Here is a 19781-nt window from a genome sequence, read left to right as displayed (position 1 = left end):
AGGCTCAGTGCCCGCGGCGCCTATAGCTGCTGGGTGTCAGCCCCGTCTGATTCTTGAACGTCTTGGAAAAATGCGCCGAATCGGCGAAGCCCCAATAGCTGCCGATCTCGGTGATCGAGCGATGTGCGCAAACGGGATCGCGAAGGTCCTGTGCGGCCTTCAACAGCCGCTCACGCAGAATATAGCGGCAGACGCTGTCGCCACTCACCTCAAACAACCTGTAGAGCTGGCGGCTGGAGATGCCCAGCTCTTCGGCCAGCGACGCCGGCGACAGCCGGGGTGAGTCAAGCCGCTGCTGGATGACGGATTGCACTTCATGCAGCTGCCACCCAGGGCAATGGTCGCTCGCACGGTACTCCAACACCGAGGCCAGCAACGCAACCAACGCCCTTTGCAGACCATCACCATCCTGCGGGCAAGACCACTGAGCCAGCTCACCCGCAGCGACCTGCCGTACCAGCGTGCCGAGCAGTTGGCCACACACCCCGGTGGTCGACAGCTTGCCGAAGCGGCTACGGTCCAGCCCCTTGAGCAACTCACACGGCAACGGGATCGACACATGGGCGAACAACCCTTTGGGGGTCATTTTCACCGCGCCGGAAAAGTCCAGCAAAGCCAAGTCACCTGCGTGCAGGTCAAGCACCTGGTCGCCCAGCTCAATGACCATCGAGCCCTGCTGCTGCAATACAAGAAAACACCGGGCCGATGAGCTGCGCCCGCTTGAGCGAGCGGCCTTGGCAATCACACTGGCATTGCTGCGAATGTGGGCGACCGCCGTGGTGCCCACCAGCGTCTGTTGCATTTCCCCGATGAAAAGGCTCTGGCAATGGTCATAGCGCGTGTCGAAACGACCGCAGGTCGCGCGCACACATTCGTTCCAGGTCGACAATGTTTGACCACGCATGGGTATTCCCCCTCTTCACTCGCTCACAATCCGGACATCACGGCGGTACCCGAAGCCTGGATGCGATGGAACGCCAACTGGGCTCTCAACACCGCCGCGCCATAGATGGCCAGCACCGCCACCGAACAGGCACCCGAGAACACCAACACCGCCGAGTAGCCGAATGCCTCGATCAGAAAACCACCGATGGCCGGCCCGAATGCCGCACCGAGGGACAGGCACAGCGCGCCCAGCGCGACAAGCTTGCCCGACAGGTCGAACTCAGCCATGACGCCGAAGGTGTAAGCCAGCACGAAGCCGATCGAAAAGAGAAAGCAAATAACGCCTACCACGTAGGTCGTCAGGGAAGAAAACTGCGCCAGTGCCACCAGGCCCAGTAACTCGGCGAGGATAACCACAGCCACCGGCATGAAGCGCCCCACCTTCAGGCCGATCGCCGACGCGATGAAGCCGCCGCCGGCATTGATCAAGAAACCCAGCGCCAGCACCATGCCGATGGTGTCGGAGGCCAGGCCGGTCTTTTTCCCCATAAGCTCCAGGAATGCCCACACCGACATGATGCCGGTCAGGAAAATCAGGCTGGCCACCAGGCTCAACCATACGATGATGCGACTCTCGGCGGTCGCAATCCGCCCGGCGTTCCCTGGCACCTCCAGCTGTCGCTCGCTACGGCGCGGTACCCGGGGCAGCGGCAGGATGCCCATCACCGCCATGGCAATGGCGATGGTGATCAGCATGCCTTCAAAGCCCCACACCGGCGCCACCGCCACGGGTAGCACGATGAGCAGGAAGGCGCCCGGCACGGTCTCGATACCCAGCTTGAAACCAAACGCACGCTCAGGCTGCGAACTGTCACCGAAGATCGTCATCGCCAAGGCATACAAGGCACCTGTCCCGGCGCCCGCCAGAGCCATGATCGCCAACAGCGCTTCATAGCTAGGTTCTCGCAGCACAAACAAGATCGCGCCCACCACCAGCGCTGACGAAAGTGCCGAAATGACCCGCCAACTGAGCCGGTGAATCCACAGCAGGGACGCCAGCCCGAACGCGCCAAACCCCAGGTTCATGGCCATGGCCAGGTTGCCCAGTTGGTGCTCGCCGAGCCCGAAACGCTCGGCAAACGCGCCAAACAGCACGGGCAGCACGTTCAATAACAAGGCACCTGCACCCGAAACCAAGCCTGCACACACATAGACAGAGGTCTTATCGATCGAATTTATTTTTGTAGTTTTCATCCAGGTATCCCGGTTTTTTTAAACAGAAGCTCACGCTTACTTAACGACGGCAGTCACCGCGCTAGCGCGGGCAGGCGTGCGAAGGGTCACGCAATAAGCGACCAGCGAGCCCAGCCCGCAACACCCCACCACCCAACACATCGGCCAGGCGCTGCCATCAGCCAAATGACTGACCCACAGGCTGGCCAACGCCCCAGTGGCAAATTGCACCGAAATTCCCAGCGCCACGCTCGCGCCGGACTGGCGTGGAAACAGCATCATCAGGCTGGCCATGCAATTGGCGCCGATCAAACCGGTCACGCCCATGTACAGCACCATGCAACACACGATGCTCGCCAGCCCACCCCATTCGGTATACCCGACCAGCATCAGCGCCAGCCCTGCCCCGCTCACCAGCACCGCACCGACGCCGAGCATGCGTTGCGGCCCAAAACGACCCACCCAACGCGCGTTGATGAAGGTCACCAGGATGATGCCGAGGATGTTCAGGGCGAACAAAGCGCTGAACACCCGGGGCGAGACACCGAAATACACGACGTACACAAAAGGCGAAGCCGTGATAAAGGCGAACATGCCGCCAAACCCCAGGGACATGCACAGGATCAGCGCCATCGCCCTGGGTTGCCGGGCGATGGTCAGGTACGCCGCGAAGGCCGCCCCAACGGACGCCCCGCGATCCTGTAACGGCAGGCTTTCCTTCAGGGTCAGGGCCACCAGCAACAGGCACAGGCTGGACAGGATGAACAAGGTGGCAAAGATCGTGCGCCAACCCTGGATCAGCACCAGCCAGGTCCCGATCATCGGCGCGACCAGTGTCGCCATCATCGTCAGCACGTGCATCCACGACAGCACTTTGGCTGCCTCCGCCAGGCCTACCCTGTCCCGGGCGACGGCGCGTGCCAGCACCAGCGCGCCCGCGCCACCCAACGCCTGGAAGAAGCGCCAGGCAATCAGTTGCTCGACGCTACCGGCAAACAGGCAACCCAGGGTCGCAGTCGCGTACAGCACCAGACTGCCGAGCAGCAACGGGCGCCGGCCATAGCGGTCGGACAGCGGGCCGTAGCACAGCATGCCCAGGCACAGCCCGGCGAGAAACGCGCTGATGGTGTGCTGCACCTGCGAGGTGCTGGTCGACAAGTCATCGGCGATTTGCGGAAAACTGGGCAGGTAAGTATCAATCGAAAACGGCCCAAAGGCCGTCAGGGATGAGAGCAATACAATCAGACGTGCCCGCGGTTTCATCGGCCGGGAATCGCGAGGCCGTCAAGAAATACGATGACCAGCCGGTTGAACGTCTCGCCCTGGTCGTCGTGCACATAGTGGCTGGCGTCCGCGACTTCGGCCGTGCGCACGTGCGCATTGCTGTCGCGCATGGCTTGCAGCGTCGCCGCCGGCAAAAAGTCCGAGCGCATACCGCGAATGAACAATGTCGGACAATCTAGCGCGCGTACCGCCGGCCACAGATCGGTAGGCTCAATGCTCAGGCGCGCCTCGGCGATGCCTTGTTGATCGTGGCGCCAGGTGATCGCGCCCGCGCTGTCCTTCATCGAGTGCGCCAGCCGCGACGTCAGGCCCTGCGCCGACAAGCCAGGACGCGACGCCTGCCAGAACGCACGGGCGGCGTCCCAATTGTCGAAACGCAACGGGGTTTGGTTCATCTCGCGACGAATGCGCGCAGCACCGTCGCCCTGGCTGGAGGAACCAGGCCCGATGTCTTCGATGATCAGGCCAATCAAGCGCCCCGGCTGCTGCCGTGCGTATTCCAATGCGTTGGCGCCCCCCAGCGAGTGGCCCAGCAACACGAACCGCTGCAAGCCGACATAGGCGACCAAGTCCTGCAGGTCTTCCACATAGGACTGCGTGTGATAACTGTCGGCCGGTGCCCAGTCACTCAGCCCGCGTCCGCGCTGGTCCAGGGCATAGATGCAATAGCCATCGCCCAGCGCTTCTACCAGCGACTCCCAGGTCTGGGCGTAAGCGCGCAAACCATGCAGCAGCACCAGCGGCACGCCGCCCGGCTTGCCCCAGCGTAGAAAATGCAGACGCAAGCCTGCGCGATTGGTGAAAAAAATGCTGTCTGGGGACATTGCCTGGTTCCGCCGCTCAGTAAAGGATAAACACCGTTTTTCTGGGACTGTTGCGGTGCATGTGATCTAGAAACGATCAAACCGATAAGGGCTCGGGTCGATGATCGGGGTATGCCCGCTGACGATATCGGCGGCCAAGTGGCCCGCCGCCGGCGAGGTGCCGAAGCCGTGCCCGGAGAAACCGGTGGCCACGGTCAGGCCGGGGATTTGCGCGACCGGACCAATCACCGGATTAGAATCCGGGGTGACGTCGATCGTACCGGCCCAGGCCTGGGCAATCCTGGCGTGTTCGAACACCGGCCAGGCCGCCTTGAGGTTGTTCATCGCATCGTTATTGAGCCGCGGGTTGACCGCCGGGTCCTGTACGCGCACGCGTTCGAACGGGCTGACACTGTCGGCCGACCAACGTCGCGAAAGCACCAGGTCATTGAAGAAATACGTGCCCAGTGACACGTTCAATACGCTGCGCTGCGCGCGAAACTGCGGCATGTATTGCCTGGCCAGCAACAGGTGATCGAGGGTCAGGAAAGCATCCAGTTTACCGCGCTGGGTGATGATGAAGCCGCCGTCCTTGTGCTTGCGAAACGAAAAGTCCGGCGCGCCCACGGCAATCTCGGTGGGGCCCTGCATCGGATGGGTGCGCAACACCGAACAGGTCAGGGCCAGGGTCGGCAACGACACCCCGAGGTTGCCCAGGAAGCGTCGCGACCACATGCCGCCAGCCAGTAACACCTGGTCGCAGCGAATCTCGCCTTTTTCAGTGACCACGCCGCTGACTTTGCCAGCGGACATCTGCAGCGTACGCACTGCACACTGCTCGATGATCACCACGCCCAGGGCCATGGCGGCCTTGGCGATCGCGCTGCTGGCCAGGGTCGGTTCGGCGCGCGCGTCGGAGGGTGTGTAGATGCCGCCGGCCCACTCACCGGCGCCGCCCGGCACTTTTTGTGCGATTTCGCGGTTGCTCAGCAGCCGAGAATCCAGTGACAGGTGCTCGACCGATTTGAGCCAACCTTCATGCATCGCCATTTGCGCCTCGTTGCGGGCGACGAACATGATGCCTTCCTGGCGATAGCCCACATCCGCACCGACGCGATCGGGCATTTGCGCCCATAAGCGGTCAGCGGCCAGGGCCAGCGGAATATCGTGGGCGTGACGACTGGTCTTGCGTACCCAGCCCAGGTTGCGTGAGGACTGCTCGCCGGCGATACGGCCTTTTTCCAGGACCACCACCGGGATATTGCGTTCGGCCAGTGTCAGTGCGGCAGTCAAGCCAATGATGCCGCCGCCGATGATGACGACGGCGGTCGTGGAGGGAAATTCGGTGGACGTATTCACGGGCGCAATAGTCGGGGCCATGATCAAGACTCGCAAAACAATAGAGTTCGGCCACGCGAGGACGCGGCCGCATAATGGGTCACTGCGACAGGCGAATCACTTCGACCTGGGCCTTGGAGGCGTTGCGATACGCCGTCACTTCCAGCTCCACCTTGTATACCGTCGAACCCAGCGGCGGGCAGGTGACGGTACTGGCTGGGTCGACACCACGGAACTTCTCGCCGATCAGGCCCATCACCGCTGGCACGTCCTTGGGGTCCTGGATAAATACCCGCGAGCACACCACATCGGCCAGGCTTGCATCGACGGCGGCCAGCGCGGTTTCGATGTTGGCGAATACCTGATGCGTCTGCTCAAGGATGTCCTCCGGGATCAGTTTCGTCTGCGGGTGGCGCCCGGCGGTATTGGACACATAGATCCAGTTGTCCACCATCACCAGGCGCGAATAGCTGGCCTGGTCTTCAAAGGGTGAGCCGGTCTTGAGCTTGATGATTTTGGTCATGTCGTAAGTCTCGTCAGTGGGTTAAAGGATGGCTTAGCGCAGGACGGGGGTTTCCCACAGGTTAAGCTTCACGCCGATGCCTTTTTCCACGGCATTGCGATACACCACGGTGCCCCAGGCCACGTCTTCCACAGGCATGCCGCCCACCGACATGATGATGATCTCTTTATCATTGCGACGGCCCTGGGCATCACCGGCGACGATCTTGCCAATGTCTTCGAGCTCTTCGGGCTGCATCGTGCCTTCGGCGATCATGTCCATGAACCGCACACCGATGACCGGCACGCAGTGGTGCGCAGGCTTGGGCAATTCTTCGAACCAGGCTTCGTAGAGGCCGGTGTTGTCCAGCACCTTGCGCACGTCGGCGCGCTCCATCCCCTCGTCCAACGAGCAGGATGCCGGCATGGCCATGAAGCAACCCGGCTTGACCCACTCGCGCTTCACAATTGGGTAGTTTTTGGGGTCACCTGTCTCACCGGAGCTACAATAAGTAACAAGGTCGGAACCACGGACCACCTCTTCGAGGCTGTCGACCACGGTGATCGTGGTCACCTGTGGGTAGGTGTCTTTCACCCAGCCAATAAAATCATTCAGGCTTTTCTCGCCACGACCCTTGATCTTCAAGGTATCGATATGCGGGCAAACGGCGATGAAAGCGGCGAGCGTGGTCTTGCCCATCACGCCAGGGCCGAGCAGGCCGACCACTTTCGAGTCCTTGCGGGCCAAGTGCCGTGCGCCCACGCCGGGGATCGCACCGGTGCGATACGCCGACAGCAGGTTGGCAGACATATGCGCCAACGGTGCGCCGGTGTCGGGGTCGTTGAGGGTGAACATCAGGATCGAACGTGGCAGGCCTTTTTCGCGGTTGGCGATATTGGAGCCGTACCATTTGACGCCTGCGGTGCAGAAGCTGCCGCCCAGGTAGGCCGGCATTGCCATCATGCGGCGGTCAGCGGTGGGCTTGGGCATGTTCGGGAAAGGCGAATCCTTCGGAAACACCACCATCGCGCCGTGAGAATCGTTGTTTGGTCCGGCCATGCGGTAGTCACCGCTATAGAGCAGGCCGAACATCTCCTCCATGGTATTCACACAGGCAAGCATGTCGGTTACGCCTGCGCGGATCATGTCCTGCTCGGACAGATAGATGAAGTCAATTTTTGTGGTAGTGGACATTATTATTCTCGACGGAAGATGAAGTCGCTGCGGTAGGCGCTGCTCCCACGCTATCGAGGTCGAGTATCAGTGAGTGTTTCAGGGCGGTATTGTAAATTTCGGACATCAAGCTTCGTCTCCGTCCGCAGAGTTGGCGCGATAAATGCGTGAATATTCCCGCATATCCCACGCCAAGGTCCGGCCATGCCCAACCTGTGTTCACCGCCGCTGCGGCAAACCGCTTACGAACAACCCTGGTTCGTACTCAACTCTTCACGGTATTCGGTAATGCCCTCCGAGCACCCGGCGATTTCGCATTTCTACGCCTTCGATGTCGCTCACTCGGCGGATCTGCTGGCGGTGCCGGACGGCTGCGTGGATATCGTGTTCGACTGTGACGCCACGCGCCCAAGTGTGAGGATTTGTGGTACCCCGCTGGAGGCGCAGCAGGTCGAACTGCTGCAGGGTCATCATTACTTCGGCGTGCGCTTTGCGCCGGGGGTTATCCCAGGTTTCATCAACGTTGTGGCCGAGGACCTGACCGAACAGGAATGGGATCTGCTGGAAGTGTCTACGTTTGCCCAGCGCATTTTCGAAAGCATCGTCCAGGCCCCGCAGTTGCAGGAGCAGATAAAGCTGTTCAGCGATTACCTGGCCCCGCGCCTCATCGGCCGAAGCTCCAAACTCACGACCATGGTCATCCAACAGGCGCTTGCGCATCGCGGTGACCTGCGTATCCAGCAACTGGAAGAACTCAGCGGGTACACCAGCCGCACGATTCATCGCCAGTTCAGCCAGGACACCGGCCTGTCGCCCAAGACGTTCTGCCGGATCATTCGCTGCCAGGCGGCGCTGGAAACCCTGAACACCCGGCACGATGTGTCGTTCTCAGACCTGGCCCTGGACCTGGGCTTTTCCGATCAGTCGCATTTCCTGCGCGACTTCAAGAAGCTGGTCAGTACGACGCCCTGCGATTACCAGCGCAAAATGCTGCAGAGCGCCTACGCCGAGCGCATCCGCTTCGCCTGAGTGCCCTCCCCCAGTTGCGCGAAAAAATAGTTCAGCGAAAAATTAATTCCCCTCTCCATCATTTCTCCATAAAACCTTCGCCGAACGTGCATGCTTGCGGTGCATCATTCAATCCGTTGCTAAAAAGCACTGCACCCATCGAGCAGACCATGACTGAACCACTCCTTGCATCGCCCTCCAACCAGGCGCTGGTGCTGATCGCCGAAGACGAGCCGGAAATCGCCGACATCCTCACGGCCTACCTCAAGCGTGCAGGTTTTCGTACCGCCCATGCGCAGGATGGGCATCGTGCGCTCGAACTGCATCAACTGCTCAAGCCAGACCTGGTGCTGCTCGATGTGATGATGCCCAAGCTGGATGGCTGGATGGTGCTGGCGGAGTTGCGTCATCGCGGTATCACGCCGGTGATCATGCTGACTGCACACGACCAGGACATGGACAAACTCATGGGCCTGCGCATTGGTGCGGACGACTACATCGTCAAACCCTTCAACCCGGCAGAAGTCATCGCCAGGATCCAGGCCGTGCTGCGCCGCTGCAGCGATCAAGGCCGTGGCGCCGACCACCGGGTGCTGCGCGTCGACGCCTTTGAAATCGACATCGACAGCCATGAGGTGAACGTACACATCGGCACGCAAAAACTGCCGTTGCACCTGACGGTGACCGAATTCAAGTTGCTCGCACAGCTGGCCAAGGCGCCACGCCGCGTGTTCAGCCGTGCCGAACTGCTGGTGCTCTGCTCGCCGGAGAGCGACAGCCTGGAGCGAACCGTCGACAGCCATATCAGCAAGTTGCGTCGCAAGATCGAAGACCTTGGCCTGCATGGCGTACCGGCCAGCATCCGTGGCGTCGGCTACCGGTTTGGGAGCCAGGCATGAAAGTCGCCAACAGTTTGAGCCGGCAGATTATCGTGTCGATGTCGGCCGTGGTGATGTGCGTGATCGCGCTTGCGCTGGTCGGCTCCTACATCTTCTATGCATTGCTCTGGACCTTTTCGCCGCCGACGGAGTTGGAGATGCAGTCGGATGAGTGGCTGCCCAGCAGCGTGGAATGGGTGTGGATGGGCTTGATTACCTGCGTCAGCCTGGGCGTCGGCGTGGCGGTGGCCGTCAAATTGTCCAAACGTATTCTGACACCGCTCAACTCGGTTGCCGTGAGCCTGCGCAGCCTGGCCGACGGTGACCTGGATGCCCGCGCCGTGGCGCCTGATCTTTCCCTGGGCGAAGCGGCCCTGTTGGTGGATGACTTCAATAGCATGGCGAACCGACTCAAACGCATGGCCGAGGAACAAGCCTTCTGGAATGCCGCGATTGCCCATGAACTGCGCACCCCGCTGACCATCCTGCGCGGTCGTTTGCAGGGGCTGGCCGAGGGCGTATTCGAACCGGACACCGCACAGTTCTATAGCCTTCTGGGCCAGGTCGAAGGCTTGACCCGCCTGGTCGAAGACCTTCGCGTGGTCGGCATGGGCGACAACGGCCACCTGGAATTGGCGCTCAAGGAGGTGGAGCTGGCCGATGCACTGGAGGCTGAAGCGCGCTTGTTCGAGCCCAGCCTGAACAGCGCCGGTTTTGCGCTGCAATTAAACCTGCGCAAGGGCCCGGTGTACTGCGACCCCGATCGCATCTGCCAGGCTTTGCTCGCGCTGCTGGACAATATTCGCCAGCACGCCACACCGGGCACCGTCAGCATTGAACTGGGCGGTGACGAGCGAGGCCACTTCCTGAGGGTCGCGGATGACGGTCCAGGGGTCGACGCAGCATTCGCCACACACATTTTCGATGCGTTTCAGCGTGGCGAAAGCTCACGCTCGCGTGCCCAAGGCGGCAGTGGGCTGGGCCTGGCCGTGGTGCGGGCAATTGCCCTCGCCCATGGCGGCGCAGTGACCTGTCGAACAGCGATAAACAGCGGCACGGTGTTTGAACTGAGTTTGCCATGCGGCGCCTTGTTTACTACTCAAGCCTGACAATCAATCAACAATTAATACCCTCTAAGGTGATGGCATGCGTCTCTCTATTGGCCTGTTCAAGAGAGCAATAAAATATCGCCACTTTGCCTTACTGGACATACACGGACGTTGCGTTGCTTTCATGAGTTGCGAAGGGATTCCTGCCAAGGGTGAATGGGTGGAAGTCAACGAAGTCAATCTCGCCTGGCTCAGCCAAACGCTGCCAGGCCAGGAGCGCCGGGGCCGCGAATAGCCGCATCGCCTGCCGCCTGTCTCTGATGTTTAACATTATTACGTGGATAACTGTTATGCCGACACAGCCTTCAGTTCGGAACACTATCGACCTTAAACAAGTGGAAGCGTCACTGACGCTCTACACGTTTAAATTGAGAAAGTTGCAACGTTTCTGGATTCCCCTGCAGAAGTACGCGCCGCAGTGTGTATTGGCGTTGTGGCTGATCGGCGTGTGCGTGTCTTTAGTGACGCTGTCGTATTACCACTGGCTGGTCATCGCCCCCGCTATTTGTCTGTTGATCACCGTGGAAATCATTATCGAAGAAGTACAGATCGATCTTTTATTGATGACCGATGAAGCGCGATATCTGCTCGATGTCACCCGTGGCCTCTATCAGCGCACTACGCGCGCCGCAGGCGCCCCATGCAGCCCGTAACGCCGCCGATTCTGCTCGAAGAGAGTAAAAAACTGGGTCAGCAATCCGCCAGCCAGACCCTCAAGGCGATCGCCAAAGCCTATCCCGGCAAACTGTTCGGCACCTTGTCGCTGGTCGCGTTGGAGAATGCTTTGCTGCTGGCCTACCCGTTGTTCGCCGGGTTTGCCGTCGACTCGATCATCCGTGGCGATGTCGGCAGTGCCGTGTGGTACGCCGCCGTAGTCCTCGGTTTCTGGGTGGTCGGCGCGGCTCGCCGGGCCCTGGATACGCGCACGTTCACGCGCATCTATGCCGACCTCGCGGTGCCGGTGATTCTCAACCAGCGCCTGCAACGCCACAGCACCTCCAGGGCGGCGGCGCGAGTGGTACTGGCGCGGGATTTCGTCGATTTTTTCGAAAAGCATGTGCCCACCATCGCCACTGCGCTGGTGTCGGTTGTCGGCGCGGCGGGCATGCTGTTGGTGATCGAGCCCTGGGTCGGCCTGGCCTGCCTGCTCGCACTGCTGCTGTGCGTTACCCTTATGCCGGGCTTCGCGCGGCGCAACCAGCGCTTGCATGAGCGCTTGAACAACCGCCTGGAAAAGGAAATCGGTCTGGTGGAAAAAGTCGGCGCCAACACCCTGCGCCGTCACTACCACGTGCTGTCGCGATTGCGAATCGGGCTGTCCGACCGCGAGGCCGTCGCCTTCCTGTCCATTGGCTTGCTGGCGGCGCTGCTGTTCGTGGTTGCCATCAGCCAACTGGCCTTGGCGCCGCAGGTAAAGGCCGGGCATATCTATGCGGTGATGACCTACTTGTGGACCTTCGTCAGTTGCCTGGATGAAGCGCCGTCGACGATCGACCAACTGGCGCGGCTCAAGGATATCGGCAAGCGCGTGGACCCGGGGCTGGCTTAAAGCCTTGGCAGATGGGCGATGCACGTTGCACCCCTGTGTGTTTCCTTGCGTCATCCTGGCAACGTTGAAGATCTTCCCGCATTGGCGCGCGCTCTGTCGTGTCAGTACGACGCTCGGCGCGTTTCGGACGGCGATTCGCCGAACAACTCACGGTAATGCGTGGCGAAATGGCTCAGGTGAAAAAAGCCCATCGCCACGGCAATCTCACCGATGTTTTTCTCGCTCGCAGGGGTTGCGATCAACTGTCGCCTGACGGCGTTGAGGCGCAAATTGCGCAGGTACTCGACCGGTCGCATATCGGTGACGGCCTGGAAACTATTTTGCAGGGTCCTGCGACTGACGTGCAGCTGCTCACACAGATCAAGAATGCTCAACGGCGTATCGCCGCTGGCAATGATCAATTCCTGGCTGCGCCGGACCAGGTAGGCACTGACGGCGAAATTGCCACGTCGGCAACGCACCTCGTCGCTGGCGTGGCTGAACAGATCGAGGAACGCGCCAAGCAATTCGTCTTCCAGCATCTTTTCCGAGGCCGGGTTTATAGCGCCTGCATGTTCCAAAAAGTGACGAAACAGCGGTTGGATGCGCTGGCGAATGCGCAACAGTAACGTTTCATCCACGCTGAGCGCAGACACGCTGGTCAAGCGTTTGAGCTGGTCGTTGGAGAGTTCGAAGGCGGCCAGTTTGGCAAAGCGCACGGCATCGACATTGAGTGCGAAAAAGTGCGTGCCTTGCGGCGCATGCAACACGAACTCTTCGCCGTCACGCAACAGCACCACGCTTTGCGCGCTCACCTGCTGGCCTTGAACCACCGGCGGGCTGCCCAGTGACATGGCCGCACACAAGCGACCCTTGGGCGAGCGGCCATGCTGCACCACACGTTTATCCAGCACCTCCTGGAATATCTGGAAACGATCGCCGGACAACTGCCACAGTTCGCTGGTCAGGCAACCGCGACCGAGCTGGTCATAGACCTGCTGCCAACCCTGGATCGAGCCGGCGTGCTGTTGAGAGTCATTGAAGGTACGGACTTCGGCGAGCATATGCGTGATTCCTCGGCGGCCAGATTGTTTTTTTTGGCCTGAAGGCGGGCTCAGTCATCCATAACAGTCGCTGGCGATTGCGCAGGCACGAGGCCTGTGCGGAAATCCAAAGCCAGTTCCGTGCCAAGCATGCGCAAACGATAAGCGCCCGGTTGTATACCCAGCGGTGCCAGCAACGCACCGGACAACACGACCTGCCCGACGCCCACGGGATGACCGTCCGCGAGCAGACGCCGCACCAGCCAGCACAGGTTGAACAGAGGGCTGTCTTCGCGCGCCTGGGTATCACCGCTGCCGAGCAATGCGCCCTCATGCTCCAGGCGATACGCCACGCAGGCATGCCGCACCGCATCGAACGGCACGCGCGGCCCGACACAGTAAAGCCCTGCGGCGGCATTATCGGCCAGGAACGCGCCAAGCCCGAAAGCCCAGCCCTGCCAGCGGCAGTCGGCGATTTCGAAGGCCGGGGCCACCTCGGCAATTGCCGCAAGAATCTCCTCGTCACGGTAATCGCCTGGCGCCAGGGGCCGCCCGAACACCAGCGCCAGTTCAACCTCCAGCTTGGGCTGGATCAGCCGCGCGAACGACACCGTGCTGCCCGGCTCGACTGCCATGGCCGACGTGAGCGCGCCATACACTGGTTCATCAAGGCCAAAACGCGCCTGCGCCGCCCGGCCGGCAAAGGCCACCTTCCAACCGCTCAGGCGCTCACCACCTGCCAGGCGCTGTGCCAGGCCCTGGCGCAACAGCGTGTAACCTTGCTGCTTGTCCAGCGCCTCGGGCGGCAACGGTGCAATGGCGCGCGCGCTATGCCCGGCCTCGTGCAGTTGAACGAGCAACTCGTCAGCGCCACTCATGACAGTTGCTCCGCCAGCTTGCGCAGCACGCCGTCAAGCCGCTCAGGCGTGGTGATGGCGGCGACGAAGCGGTCCGGACGCACTACAACGATGCAGTCACGCACCTTGGAGAACCATTCGCCCAGGCGGTTATCCACGTCCTCCACACTCAATGCATCATTGGCTGTCAAGGGCTGGTTACGCCCAACGCCGCTGCGCGAACGATTGACCTGGATGAAACGTGTATCCCAGCGCGTCCAATACTCGGCCATCGCCTCACTGAGATGCTCACGCGGGTTCACGCGATAACCCAGCACGGCATAACCATTGCCGAGCACCTCGTCCAGGCGCCGACGCTGGCCCTGGTCGTCTTCGATATTCGGCTGGATGAACAACTGCCCGACCAGATCATCCTCACGCAACTCGGCCCGCTCGTGATACACCAGCCCCTTGGTGATGGTGGCCTTGGGTTTGAACTTGAATTCCAGCAAGTGCGAGCGCAGGTTATCCACGCTGTTGACCGCCTGGAACAGCCAGTCGCGTACGCCGGCCATCAGCGGGTTAGTCAAGCCGAGGACCGCACCCATGTTGTCGGCCAGCGCCACCAGTTCGGTCGCGTGACCACGCCGCTCCTGGTCGTAGGTAGCGAGGATCGACGGCGCCGCGCGGCCCTGGATGATCGCTGCCAGTTTCCAGGCCACGTTGGCCACGTCGCGCAGGCCCGAGTTGAGACCCTGCCCGGCCCACGGCGGGGAGATATGCGCGGCGTCGCCCACCAGTGCCACACGCCCTTCGACAAAGCGCGCGGCGACCCGCGAGTGGTGGGTATAGGCTCGGATGCGGATGATGGTGAGGTTGTTCACGGCATCGCCGATATGCCCGTGGATCAGTTTGCGAATCGTCGCCTCTTCGCACATTTTCGCTTCGTCCTCGCCCTCCATCAGCATGAATTCCCAGCGTCGCTGCTGGTAAGGCAGGTAGATGCACACGAAGGGCCGCTGCGGGTCGGCATGCAGCGCTGTGTAAGGCGCATCAAGTGTGTCGTTGGCGGTGTCGACCACCACCCACTTGCGCGGATGGGTCAGCCCGAGCAGTTCGATGCCGAGCTTTTTGCGCACGGTGGAGCGTCCGCCGTCGGCACCGATCACATAGTCAGCCTGGAGCTGGTAGATCTCGCCGTCGGCATCGCGCACCTGCAGGGTCACACCCTCGGCATCCTGATCGAGTTCCAGCAATTCGTGGCCCTGACGCAACTCAACGCTGGCATGCTGGCCGAGGTGTTCACGCAGGGTACCTTCGAGCAACTGCTGCATGAAGATATTGCGCATCGGCCAGCCGTAATGCGCAGTGCTTGGCTTGACCTCGGCGAAGCACACGCCGCGCGCATTGTAATAGCGCAGCGGTACGTCGCAGATCATGTCGCGCACCGCCAGCTCGGCGATGCCGATGCCCTGCAGCACACGCAACGCCTCATCGTCCATGCCTACTGCACGGGGATAAGGCAGGATGCCGTCGGCCAGCTCAAGGACGACGCAGTCGACACCGTACATTCCCATAGAGTGCGCGGCCGTAATGCCGTTGGGGCCCCCGCCCACGATGACAACTTGGGTCTTCTCCTGCTTCATCGCTATTCACCGCTTTTCTTGTTGTGGTTTGAGTCCAGCACCGCTTGATCCTGCGCGTTTATCAGTGCAGACCGTCAAGGCCTTTTACGTCTTCGGCTTTCAGCCCGCCCAACCGCGCATGCAGGCGTCCGCGTGTAGCGAAGGCCCAGATCACGACGATCTCATCCGGCGAAGGGCCGTCGCCGAAGGTCACCGAGAAACTGTCGTAGTGCGAACGCACGTACAGGGCGTCCTTGTGCGCCAGCGGCACGTCGATGGTCGAACCTGGGCCACCTCGCTTGCCGGTGGACGGCACCCACGACTGGCCACCGCCCAGGGCGACGCGAATCGGATCGGCGGCCGGGTTGGTCAGAAACGCATTACCGTGCTCGTACTCGCCTGCGCTGCCCACCAGAATGGCCTTGCCGTAACTTTCAATCTGACGCGAGCCGGCCAGGGCCTGGATACGTCGGCCGAATTCTTCGCCCAACAGCGGGGACGGCTCGATCAATTGCGAAAGGTCTTCGCTGTAGCGGCCGGCATACGGGTTGGCGATCACCGCAGCGATGGCGTATTTGAACACCGGTTTGCCATCGGCCAACTGGCCGGTTTCATTGGCCAGCGTCTCTTCAACGAAGCTGTACCACTTGCGGATGTGATAGCTGGCGAAATTTGCGGTTTTCATCGGGTCTGCCTCTGTTCAAAGGGGGTCGAGTGGGTCAAGCGTGATGTTGCGACTCGGCGCACCGGCGGCCTTGAAGCGGGCCTTGCCGCACGCGTCGTCATGCTCGGTTTCGAGAAAAAATTCCATGCGATTGCAATCGGGATCGTTGAAATACAGGCCGTTGCCGATTTCATGATCGGTAATTTTCACCACCTCGACGCCCTTCTTCAGCAGCATGCCGTAGAGCTGGCGCAAGGTGGTCATGTCACCGGCGATTTCCAATCCGTAGTGCTGCAGCCCCAGCCCGCCCTGGTGGGCGCCGGGTTCTGCGCGAAGCAACGCGATGTCGTGATGCTTGGTGCCAAACGCCATCATCACCCAGCTCTCGCCACGGGCACTTTCGTGCATGCCCAGAATGTCGGCGTACCAGCGTGCCGACACATCAGGATCACTCACCCAGAGCGATAAGTGAGTTCGAAGGATTTCGACTTTCATCACTGTTTACCTCAGTTTTTCTTGACGATGGATTGATGCCCGGCCTTGATTTGCGCCACGGCAGGCGTCCACAGCACATCGGCGATCTCGCTGAATTCGCGCCAGTGCTTCTGCCAGCCATCACCGCCGTTGTCGGACGTAAACAAGTGCCCATACTTGGTCCCCGCCACAATCTGGCGCGGGTTGGCCGGGTTAAAGGCAATCGCCCAGACGCAGGAATTGGGTTGCTGCGGCAACGGCAGCACGTTCCAGCTGAGTGCAGCATCACGGGAGACGAGGATCTTGCTGGTGGTGCCCGGCGTACCATCGGAAATGCTCAGGTACAGCTCGTCCTGCGTGCCCAGCGGCGCATTCATGGCGCGCAAGTAGTAAAGGCCGAAGGCTTCGCGACCGACAATGCCGGTCCAGGTCAGACCCTCGTCCAGGCTGCGGTAGACCGCATTCACGCAGACCACCACGATGACTTTTTCGCCGTGATTGGGCAGTACCACAATGTTGTGGATGTCCGAGTTGTAGTCCCACAGCAGCCGGTCGTCGACACGGGTCCAACTGTCGCCGCCGTCACGGGAATGGAACAACCCGCCCTCCTCCAGGCCGAACCACAGCTGCTTGCGGTCGGTAGGGTCATAGGCGAAGGCCAGCAGCCGTGGACGACTGACACCGTCGCAGAACTCGGGAATTTCCACCGGGGCGCGATCCCAGCTCAGGCCGCCGTCCAGGGTGCGCCACAACACGGCACGCGAAGGCGCGCCGGTGCCGACGAAAATCCGTTGTGCATCCTGCGGATCAACCGCAACTTTCCACACGGTCTGCCCGTTGAAAGGCGAATCGATGCGCTGCCAATGCCCACCGGTATCGTGGCTCACACACAAGCCCACATCGGTACCGGCATAGATCCGCTCGGGCGTGTCGGGGTGCAGGCTCAAGGATCGGGTGATCGCATCGAACTCCAGGTCCTGCCCCAGGCCAAGGCGATGCCAGGTCTTGCCATCGTCGGCGCTGCGGATCACCGCTTGCCCGACGGTGGCGACCAAAAGGGTTCCACTACTCATCTGTGATACTCCTCAGATATAGATGCCACGGGTCAAACCGCCGTCGATGCCGATGGATTCACCGGTCACCGCAGCAGCTTTCGGCGACGCCAGGAAGCCAATCAGCCAGCCCATTTCAATCGGTGCGAGGGTACGGCGAATCGGCGTCGCGTCGATGTAGGCCTGCTCGACCTGCTCGGCGGTCTTGCCCTGCTTGACTGCTTCGCGCTCGTACAGCTCCTGGATATGCGGGGTATCGACGACGCCGGGGTGAATCAGGTTGACCGTGATGCCTGAAGGGCCGAGCTGGTCGGACAGGGTCTTGGTCATGTGCGCGATCGCCAGGTTGCGCATGCCCGAGAGCACTTTGCTGCTGCGCCCGGTGAGGCCGCCGATGTTGATGATGCGACCGAAACCGCCCGCCTTCATGTGCGGGGTCACGGCCTTGGCGCACCGGAAGTAGCCGATCACCTTGGTGTTGAGGTCCGACAGCAGTTCATCATCGCCGGCGTGTTCGATGTCATTGCGCACCACACCCGACGGCGCTGCGGCACCGTTGACCAGGATGTCGATACGGCCGAAGTGCTTGTGCGCCGCCTCGACCATCTCCGACACGGCCTTCATGTCATTGGTGTCACAGAACAGCGGCAGTACTTCATTGCCGGTCTGTGCGCTGATCTCTTCGGCCGCCAGTTGCAGGAACGCCATGCGCCGCGCGCAGATCACCACCTTGCAGCCTTCCTCGGAGAGAAAACGTGCGACTTCCTTGCCGATGCCCATACCGCCGCCGGTGACGATGGCCACGCGGCCTTTCAATTCCAGATCCATAGCAATTACCTCGTGTGATTATTCAGTTCAGGCCAGATCGACAAACACGCTTTTGGTCTCGGTGTAGGCGTCGATCACGTTCTTGCCCATTTCCCGGCCCCAGCCGGATTGTTTGTAGCCACCAAACGGCGAAGACGGATCGACCACGTTCCAACAGTTGATCCAGACCGAACCGGCCTTGAGCTGCGCGGCCACGCGGTGCGCCGAGCGCAGGTCGCGGGTCCACAGGCCGGCGGCGAGTCCATACGGCGAATCGTTGGCGCGCAGCACCAGATCGTCGATGTCGGTCCAGCTCATGACGGTGAGTACCGGGCCAAAGATTTCTTCGCGAGCTACGCAAGCCCGCTCGGCACGGTCGAGGAATACGCTCGGTTCAATGAAATGCCCATGCTTGAGGTGCTCGGGACGGCCGCCGCCGCAGATCAGTTCGGCGCCCTCTTCCTGGCCCCGTTGCAGGTAGCCCTTGACGGTGCTCAGTTGCCGCGCGGACACCAGCGGGCCCATGCTGCTGGCGGGGTCCAGGCCATTGCCAAGTACATGGGCGGCGGCATGGCGCTGGAGTTCTTCGAGTACCTGGTCGAGCACGCTGGCATGCACATAGAGGCGCGAGCCGGCCGTACACACCTGGCCCTGGTTGTAGAAAATCCCATCGGCGGCGCCCTTGGCGGCGCGCACGATGTCGGCGTCGGGCAGGATGATGTTCGGCGACTTGCCGCCCAGTTCCAGCGAGACCTTTTTCATGTTGCTGGTGGCCGCCTGTGCGATCAGGCGCCCGACCTGGGTCGAGCCGGTAAAGGCGATCTTATCCACGTCCGGGTGCTGTGCCAGCGGTGCGCCGGTGTCGGCGCCCAGGCCGGTAATCAGGTTGACGACGCCGGCAGGAAAGCCTGCGGCCTCGATCAGTTGCACCAGGCGGATCGCGATCAGCGGCGTTTGCTCGGCGGGCTTGAGCACCGCCACGCAACCGGTGGCCAACGCCGGGCCGAGCTTCCACACGCACATGGTCAGCGGGAAGTTCCACGGCACGATCAGCGCGCAGACACCGACCGGCTCGCGCAAGGTGTAGTTGAGCATTGGCGCGCCGCTTGCCGGTGATACAGGCAGCGTGCTGCCTTCGATCTTGGTGGGCCAGCCGGCGAAGTAGCGAATGATATTCGCCGCGCTGGCCGCTTCACCGCGGGCGTTGGCGATCGGCTTGCCGTTCTCCAGGGTGATCAGTTGCGCGAGTTCCTCGCGGTGCTGGTCCAACAGATCGGCCAGGCGAAACAGCAACAAGCCGCGCTGCGCCGGGGACTGCAAGGCCCAGGCGCCGGTAAAGGCTGCGCGCGCGGCCGCGACAGCCGCGTTCACATCGCGTTCATCGCCTTGGGCGACTTCGGTCAGGGTCTGTTCGGTGGCCGGGTTTTCCACGGCAAAGCGACGACCGCTGGCGGCGTCCTGCCAGGTACCGCCGATGAACAGGCGACCGGGCTGCGCCAGGAAGGCCTGGACGGCAGGTAATAATTCGAGCTGATGCAT

General features: G+C 61.5%; 21 protein-coding genes. 6 read left to right on the top strand and 15 right to left on the bottom strand.

Annotated features, from left to right (window positions below; genetic code table 11):
• Nucleotides 1-4: 4 nt before the first annotated feature.
• From feaR to AACY30_RS18715, 7 genes are all read right to left on the bottom strand, one after another.
• Nucleotides 5-904, bottom strand: a complete 900-nt coding sequence (gene feaR / locus AACY30_RS18745; protein WP_339540921.1) for a transcriptional regulator FeaR — start codon at nucleotides 902-904, stop codon at nucleotides 5-7.
• A gap of 23 nt (nucleotides 905-927) precedes the next feature.
• Nucleotides 928-2049, bottom strand: a complete 1122-nt coding sequence (locus tag AACY30_RS18740; protein ID WP_339540957.1) for an MFS transporter — start codon at nucleotides 2047-2049, stop codon at nucleotides 928-930.
• Between the two features lie 126 nt (nucleotides 2050-2175).
• Nucleotides 2176-3381 (bottom strand): multidrug effflux MFS transporter, encoded by a 1206-nt coding sequence (locus tag AACY30_RS18735; protein WP_339540920.1) that lies wholly within the window; start codon nucleotides 3379-3381, stop codon nucleotides 2176-2178.
• Nucleotides 3378-4226, bottom strand: a complete 849-nt coding sequence (locus AACY30_RS18730; RefSeq protein ID WP_339540919.1) for an alpha/beta fold hydrolase — start codon at nucleotides 4224-4226, stop codon at nucleotides 3378-3380. Before AACY30_RS18730 ends, AACY30_RS18735 begins: the two co-directional genes overlap by 4 nt.
• 66 nt (nucleotides 4227-4292) lie before the next feature.
• The gene (locus AACY30_RS18725) at nucleotides 4293-5585 is read right to left on the bottom strand and encodes an NAD(P)/FAD-dependent oxidoreductase (protein ID WP_339540918.1); all 1293 of its coding nucleotides are present in this window, start codon (nucleotides 5583-5585) and stop codon (nucleotides 4293-4295) included.
• 58 nt (nucleotides 5586-5643) lie between these two features.
• Nucleotides 5644-6066, bottom strand: coding sequence for a RidA family protein (locus AACY30_RS18720; protein WP_339469901.1), 423 nt, complete (start codon nucleotides 6064-6066; stop codon nucleotides 5644-5646).
• Between the two features lie 33 nt (nucleotides 6067-6099).
• Nucleotides 6100-7239 carry a tyramine oxidase subunit B gene (locus tag AACY30_RS18715; protein WP_339469902.1) on the bottom strand — a complete coding sequence of 380 codons (1140 nt, stop codon included), beginning with the start codon at nucleotides 7237-7239 and terminating at the stop codon, nucleotides 6100-6102.
• Between the two features lie 183 nt (nucleotides 7240-7422).
• On the opposite strand from AACY30_RS18715, the gene AACY30_RS18710 reads away from it, so the two are divergent.
• From AACY30_RS18710 to AACY30_RS18685, 6 genes are all read left to right on the top strand, one after another.
• Entirely contained in the window at nucleotides 7423-8247 is an 825-nt protein-coding gene (locus tag AACY30_RS18710; RefSeq protein ID WP_339457087.1) for an AraC family transcriptional regulator, read from the top strand.
• 149 nt (nucleotides 8248-8396) lie between these two features.
• Nucleotides 8397-9125 (top strand): response regulator, encoded by a 729-nt coding sequence (locus tag AACY30_RS18705; RefSeq protein WP_339540917.1) that lies wholly within the window; start codon nucleotides 8397-8399, stop codon nucleotides 9123-9125.
• The gene (locus AACY30_RS18700; protein ID WP_339540916.1) at nucleotides 9122-10213 is read left to right on the top strand and encodes an ATP-binding protein; all 1092 of its coding nucleotides are present in this window, start codon (nucleotides 9122-9124) and stop codon (nucleotides 10211-10213) included. The genes AACY30_RS18705 and AACY30_RS18700 overlap by 4 nt, the downstream gene beginning before the upstream one ends.
• A gap of 37 nt (nucleotides 10214-10250) precedes the next feature.
• On the top strand, nucleotides 10251-10448 hold the full coding sequence (locus tag AACY30_RS18695) for a hypothetical protein (protein WP_339457082.1): 198 nt from the start codon (nucleotides 10251-10253) through the stop codon (nucleotides 10446-10448).
• 55 nt (nucleotides 10449-10503) lie between these two features.
• Nucleotides 10504-10866, top strand: a complete 363-nt coding sequence (locus tag AACY30_RS18690) for a hypothetical protein (RefSeq protein WP_339457080.1) — start codon at nucleotides 10504-10506, stop codon at nucleotides 10864-10866.
• Entirely contained in the window at nucleotides 10854-11762 is a 909-nt protein-coding gene (locus tag AACY30_RS18685) for an ABC transporter six-transmembrane domain-containing protein (RefSeq protein WP_339540914.1), read from the top strand. The genes AACY30_RS18690 and AACY30_RS18685 overlap by 13 nt, the downstream gene beginning before the upstream one ends.
• A gap of 101 nt (nucleotides 11763-11863) precedes the next feature.
• Here the strand turns inward: AACY30_RS18685 and AACY30_RS18680 are convergent, their stop codons facing one another.
• From AACY30_RS18680 to AACY30_RS18645, 8 genes are all read right to left on the bottom strand, one after another.
• Nucleotides 11864-12805, bottom strand: coding sequence for a helix-turn-helix domain-containing protein (locus AACY30_RS18680; RefSeq protein WP_339540913.1), 942 nt, complete (start codon nucleotides 12803-12805; stop codon nucleotides 11864-11866).
• Nucleotides 12806-12855: 50 nt separating this feature from the next.
• Entirely contained in the window at nucleotides 12856-13662 is an 807-nt protein-coding gene (locus AACY30_RS18675) for a 2-keto-4-pentenoate hydratase (RefSeq protein WP_339469906.1), read from the bottom strand.
• A complete protein-coding gene (locus AACY30_RS18670; RefSeq protein WP_339540912.1) occupies nucleotides 13659-15266 on the bottom strand; it encodes a bifunctional 3-(3-hydroxy-phenyl)propionate/3-hydroxycinnamic acid hydroxylase in 1608 nt (535 codons plus the stop codon). The genes AACY30_RS18675 and AACY30_RS18670 overlap by 4 nt, the downstream gene beginning before the upstream one ends.
• A 61-nt stretch (nucleotides 15267-15327) precedes the next feature.
• Entirely contained in the window at nucleotides 15328-15930 is a 603-nt protein-coding gene (locus tag AACY30_RS18665; protein WP_339469907.1) for an amino acid synthesis family protein, read from the bottom strand.
• Nucleotides 15931-15945: 15 nt separating this feature from the next.
• A complete protein-coding gene (locus tag AACY30_RS18660; protein ID WP_339457073.1) occupies nucleotides 15946-16404 on the bottom strand; it encodes a VOC family protein in 459 nt (152 codons plus the stop codon).
• Between the two features lie 11 nt (nucleotides 16405-16415).
• Complete coding sequence (locus AACY30_RS18655; RefSeq protein ID WP_339469909.1) at nucleotides 16416-17456, bottom strand: VPS10 domain-containing protein; 1041 nt, start codon at nucleotides 17454-17456, stop codon at nucleotides 16416-16418.
• Nucleotides 17457-17468: 12 nt separating this feature from the next.
• Nucleotides 17469-18263: an SDR family NAD(P)-dependent oxidoreductase gene (locus AACY30_RS18650; RefSeq protein ID WP_167655331.1), complete on the bottom strand. Its 795-nt coding sequence runs from the start codon at nucleotides 18261-18263 to the stop codon at nucleotides 17469-17471.
• A gap of 27 nt (nucleotides 18264-18290) precedes the next feature.
• A complete protein-coding gene (locus AACY30_RS18645) occupies nucleotides 18291-19781 on the bottom strand; it encodes an aldehyde dehydrogenase family protein (protein ID WP_339457069.1) in 1491 nt (496 codons plus the stop codon).

The sequence above is a fragment of the Pseudomonas sp. RA_5y_Pfl1_P24 genome (assembly GCF_963970945.1).
Lineage (GTDB): Bacteria > Pseudomonadota > Gammaproteobacteria > Pseudomonadales > Pseudomonadaceae > Aquipseudomonas > Aquipseudomonas tritici.
Note: the sequence above shows the minus strand (reverse complement) of the source record. Positions and strands in the feature narration are given on the sequence as shown.

Coding starts and splice junctions, on each gene's coding strand:
- AACY30_RS18725 (WP_339540918.1), bottom strand. CDS start 5,585: ATGGCCCCGACTATTGCGCCCGTGAATACGTCCACCGAATTTCCCTCC.
- AACY30_RS18665 (WP_339469907.1), bottom strand. CDS start 15,930: ATGAAAACCGCAAATTTCGCCAGCTATCACATCCGCAAGTGGTACAGC.
- AACY30_RS18715 (WP_339469902.1), bottom strand. CDS start 7,239: ATGTCCACTACCACAAAAATTGACTTCATCTATCTGTCCGAGCAGGAC.
- AACY30_RS18660 (WP_339457073.1), bottom strand. CDS start 16,404: ATGAAAGTCGAAATCCTTCGAACTCACTTATCGCTCTGGGTGAGTGAT.
- AACY30_RS18705 (WP_339540917.1), top strand. CDS start 8,397: ATGACTGAACCACTCCTTGCATCGCCCTCCAACCAGGCGCTGGTGCTG.
- AACY30_RS18675 (WP_339469906.1), bottom strand. CDS start 13,662: ATGAGTGGCGCTGACGAGTTGCTCGTTCAACTGCACGAGGCCGGGCAT.
- AACY30_RS18655 (WP_339469909.1), bottom strand. CDS start 17,456: ATGAGTAGTGGAACCCTTTTGGTCGCCACCGTCGGGCAAGCGGTGATC.
- AACY30_RS18685 (WP_339540914.1), top strand. CDS start 10,854: ATGCAGCCCGTAACGCCGCCGATTCTGCTCGAAGAGAGTAAAAAACTG.
- AACY30_RS18735 (WP_339540920.1), bottom strand. CDS start 3,381: ATGAAACCGCGGGCACGTCTGATTGTATTGCTCTCATCCCTGACGGCC.
- AACY30_RS18700 (WP_339540916.1), top strand. CDS start 9,122: ATGAAAGTCGCCAACAGTTTGAGCCGGCAGATTATCGTGTCGATGTCG.
- AACY30_RS18730 (WP_339540919.1), bottom strand. CDS start 4,226: ATGTCCCCAGACAGCATTTTTTTCACCAATCGCGCAGGCTTGCGTCTG.
- AACY30_RS18670 (WP_339540912.1), bottom strand. CDS start 15,266: ATGAAGCAGGAGAAGACCCAAGTTGTCATCGTGGGCGGGGGCCCCAAC.
- AACY30_RS18680 (WP_339540913.1), bottom strand. CDS start 12,805: ATGCTCGCCGAAGTCCGTACCTTCAATGACTCTCAACAGCACGCCGGC.
- AACY30_RS18690 (WP_339457080.1), top strand. CDS start 10,504: ATGCCGACACAGCCTTCAGTTCGGAACACTATCGACCTTAAACAAGTG.
- AACY30_RS18710 (WP_339457087.1), top strand. CDS start 7,423: ATGCCCAACCTGTGTTCACCGCCGCTGCGGCAAACCGCTTACGAACAA.
- AACY30_RS18695 (WP_339457082.1), top strand. CDS start 10,251: ATGCGTCTCTCTATTGGCCTGTTCAAGAGAGCAATAAAATATCGCCAC.
- AACY30_RS18650 (WP_167655331.1), bottom strand. CDS start 18,263: ATGGATCTGGAATTGAAAGGCCGCGTGGCCATCGTCACCGGCGGCGGT.
- feaR (WP_339540921.1), bottom strand. CDS start 904: ATGCGTGGTCAAACATTGTCGACCTGGAACGAATGTGTGCGCGCGACC.
- AACY30_RS18645 (WP_339457069.1), bottom strand. CDS start 19,781: ATGCATCAGCTCGAATTATTACCTGCCGTCCAGGCCTTCCTGGCGCAG.
- AACY30_RS18720 (WP_339469901.1), bottom strand. CDS start 6,066: ATGACCAAAATCATCAAGCTCAAGACCGGCTCACCCTTTGAAGACCAG.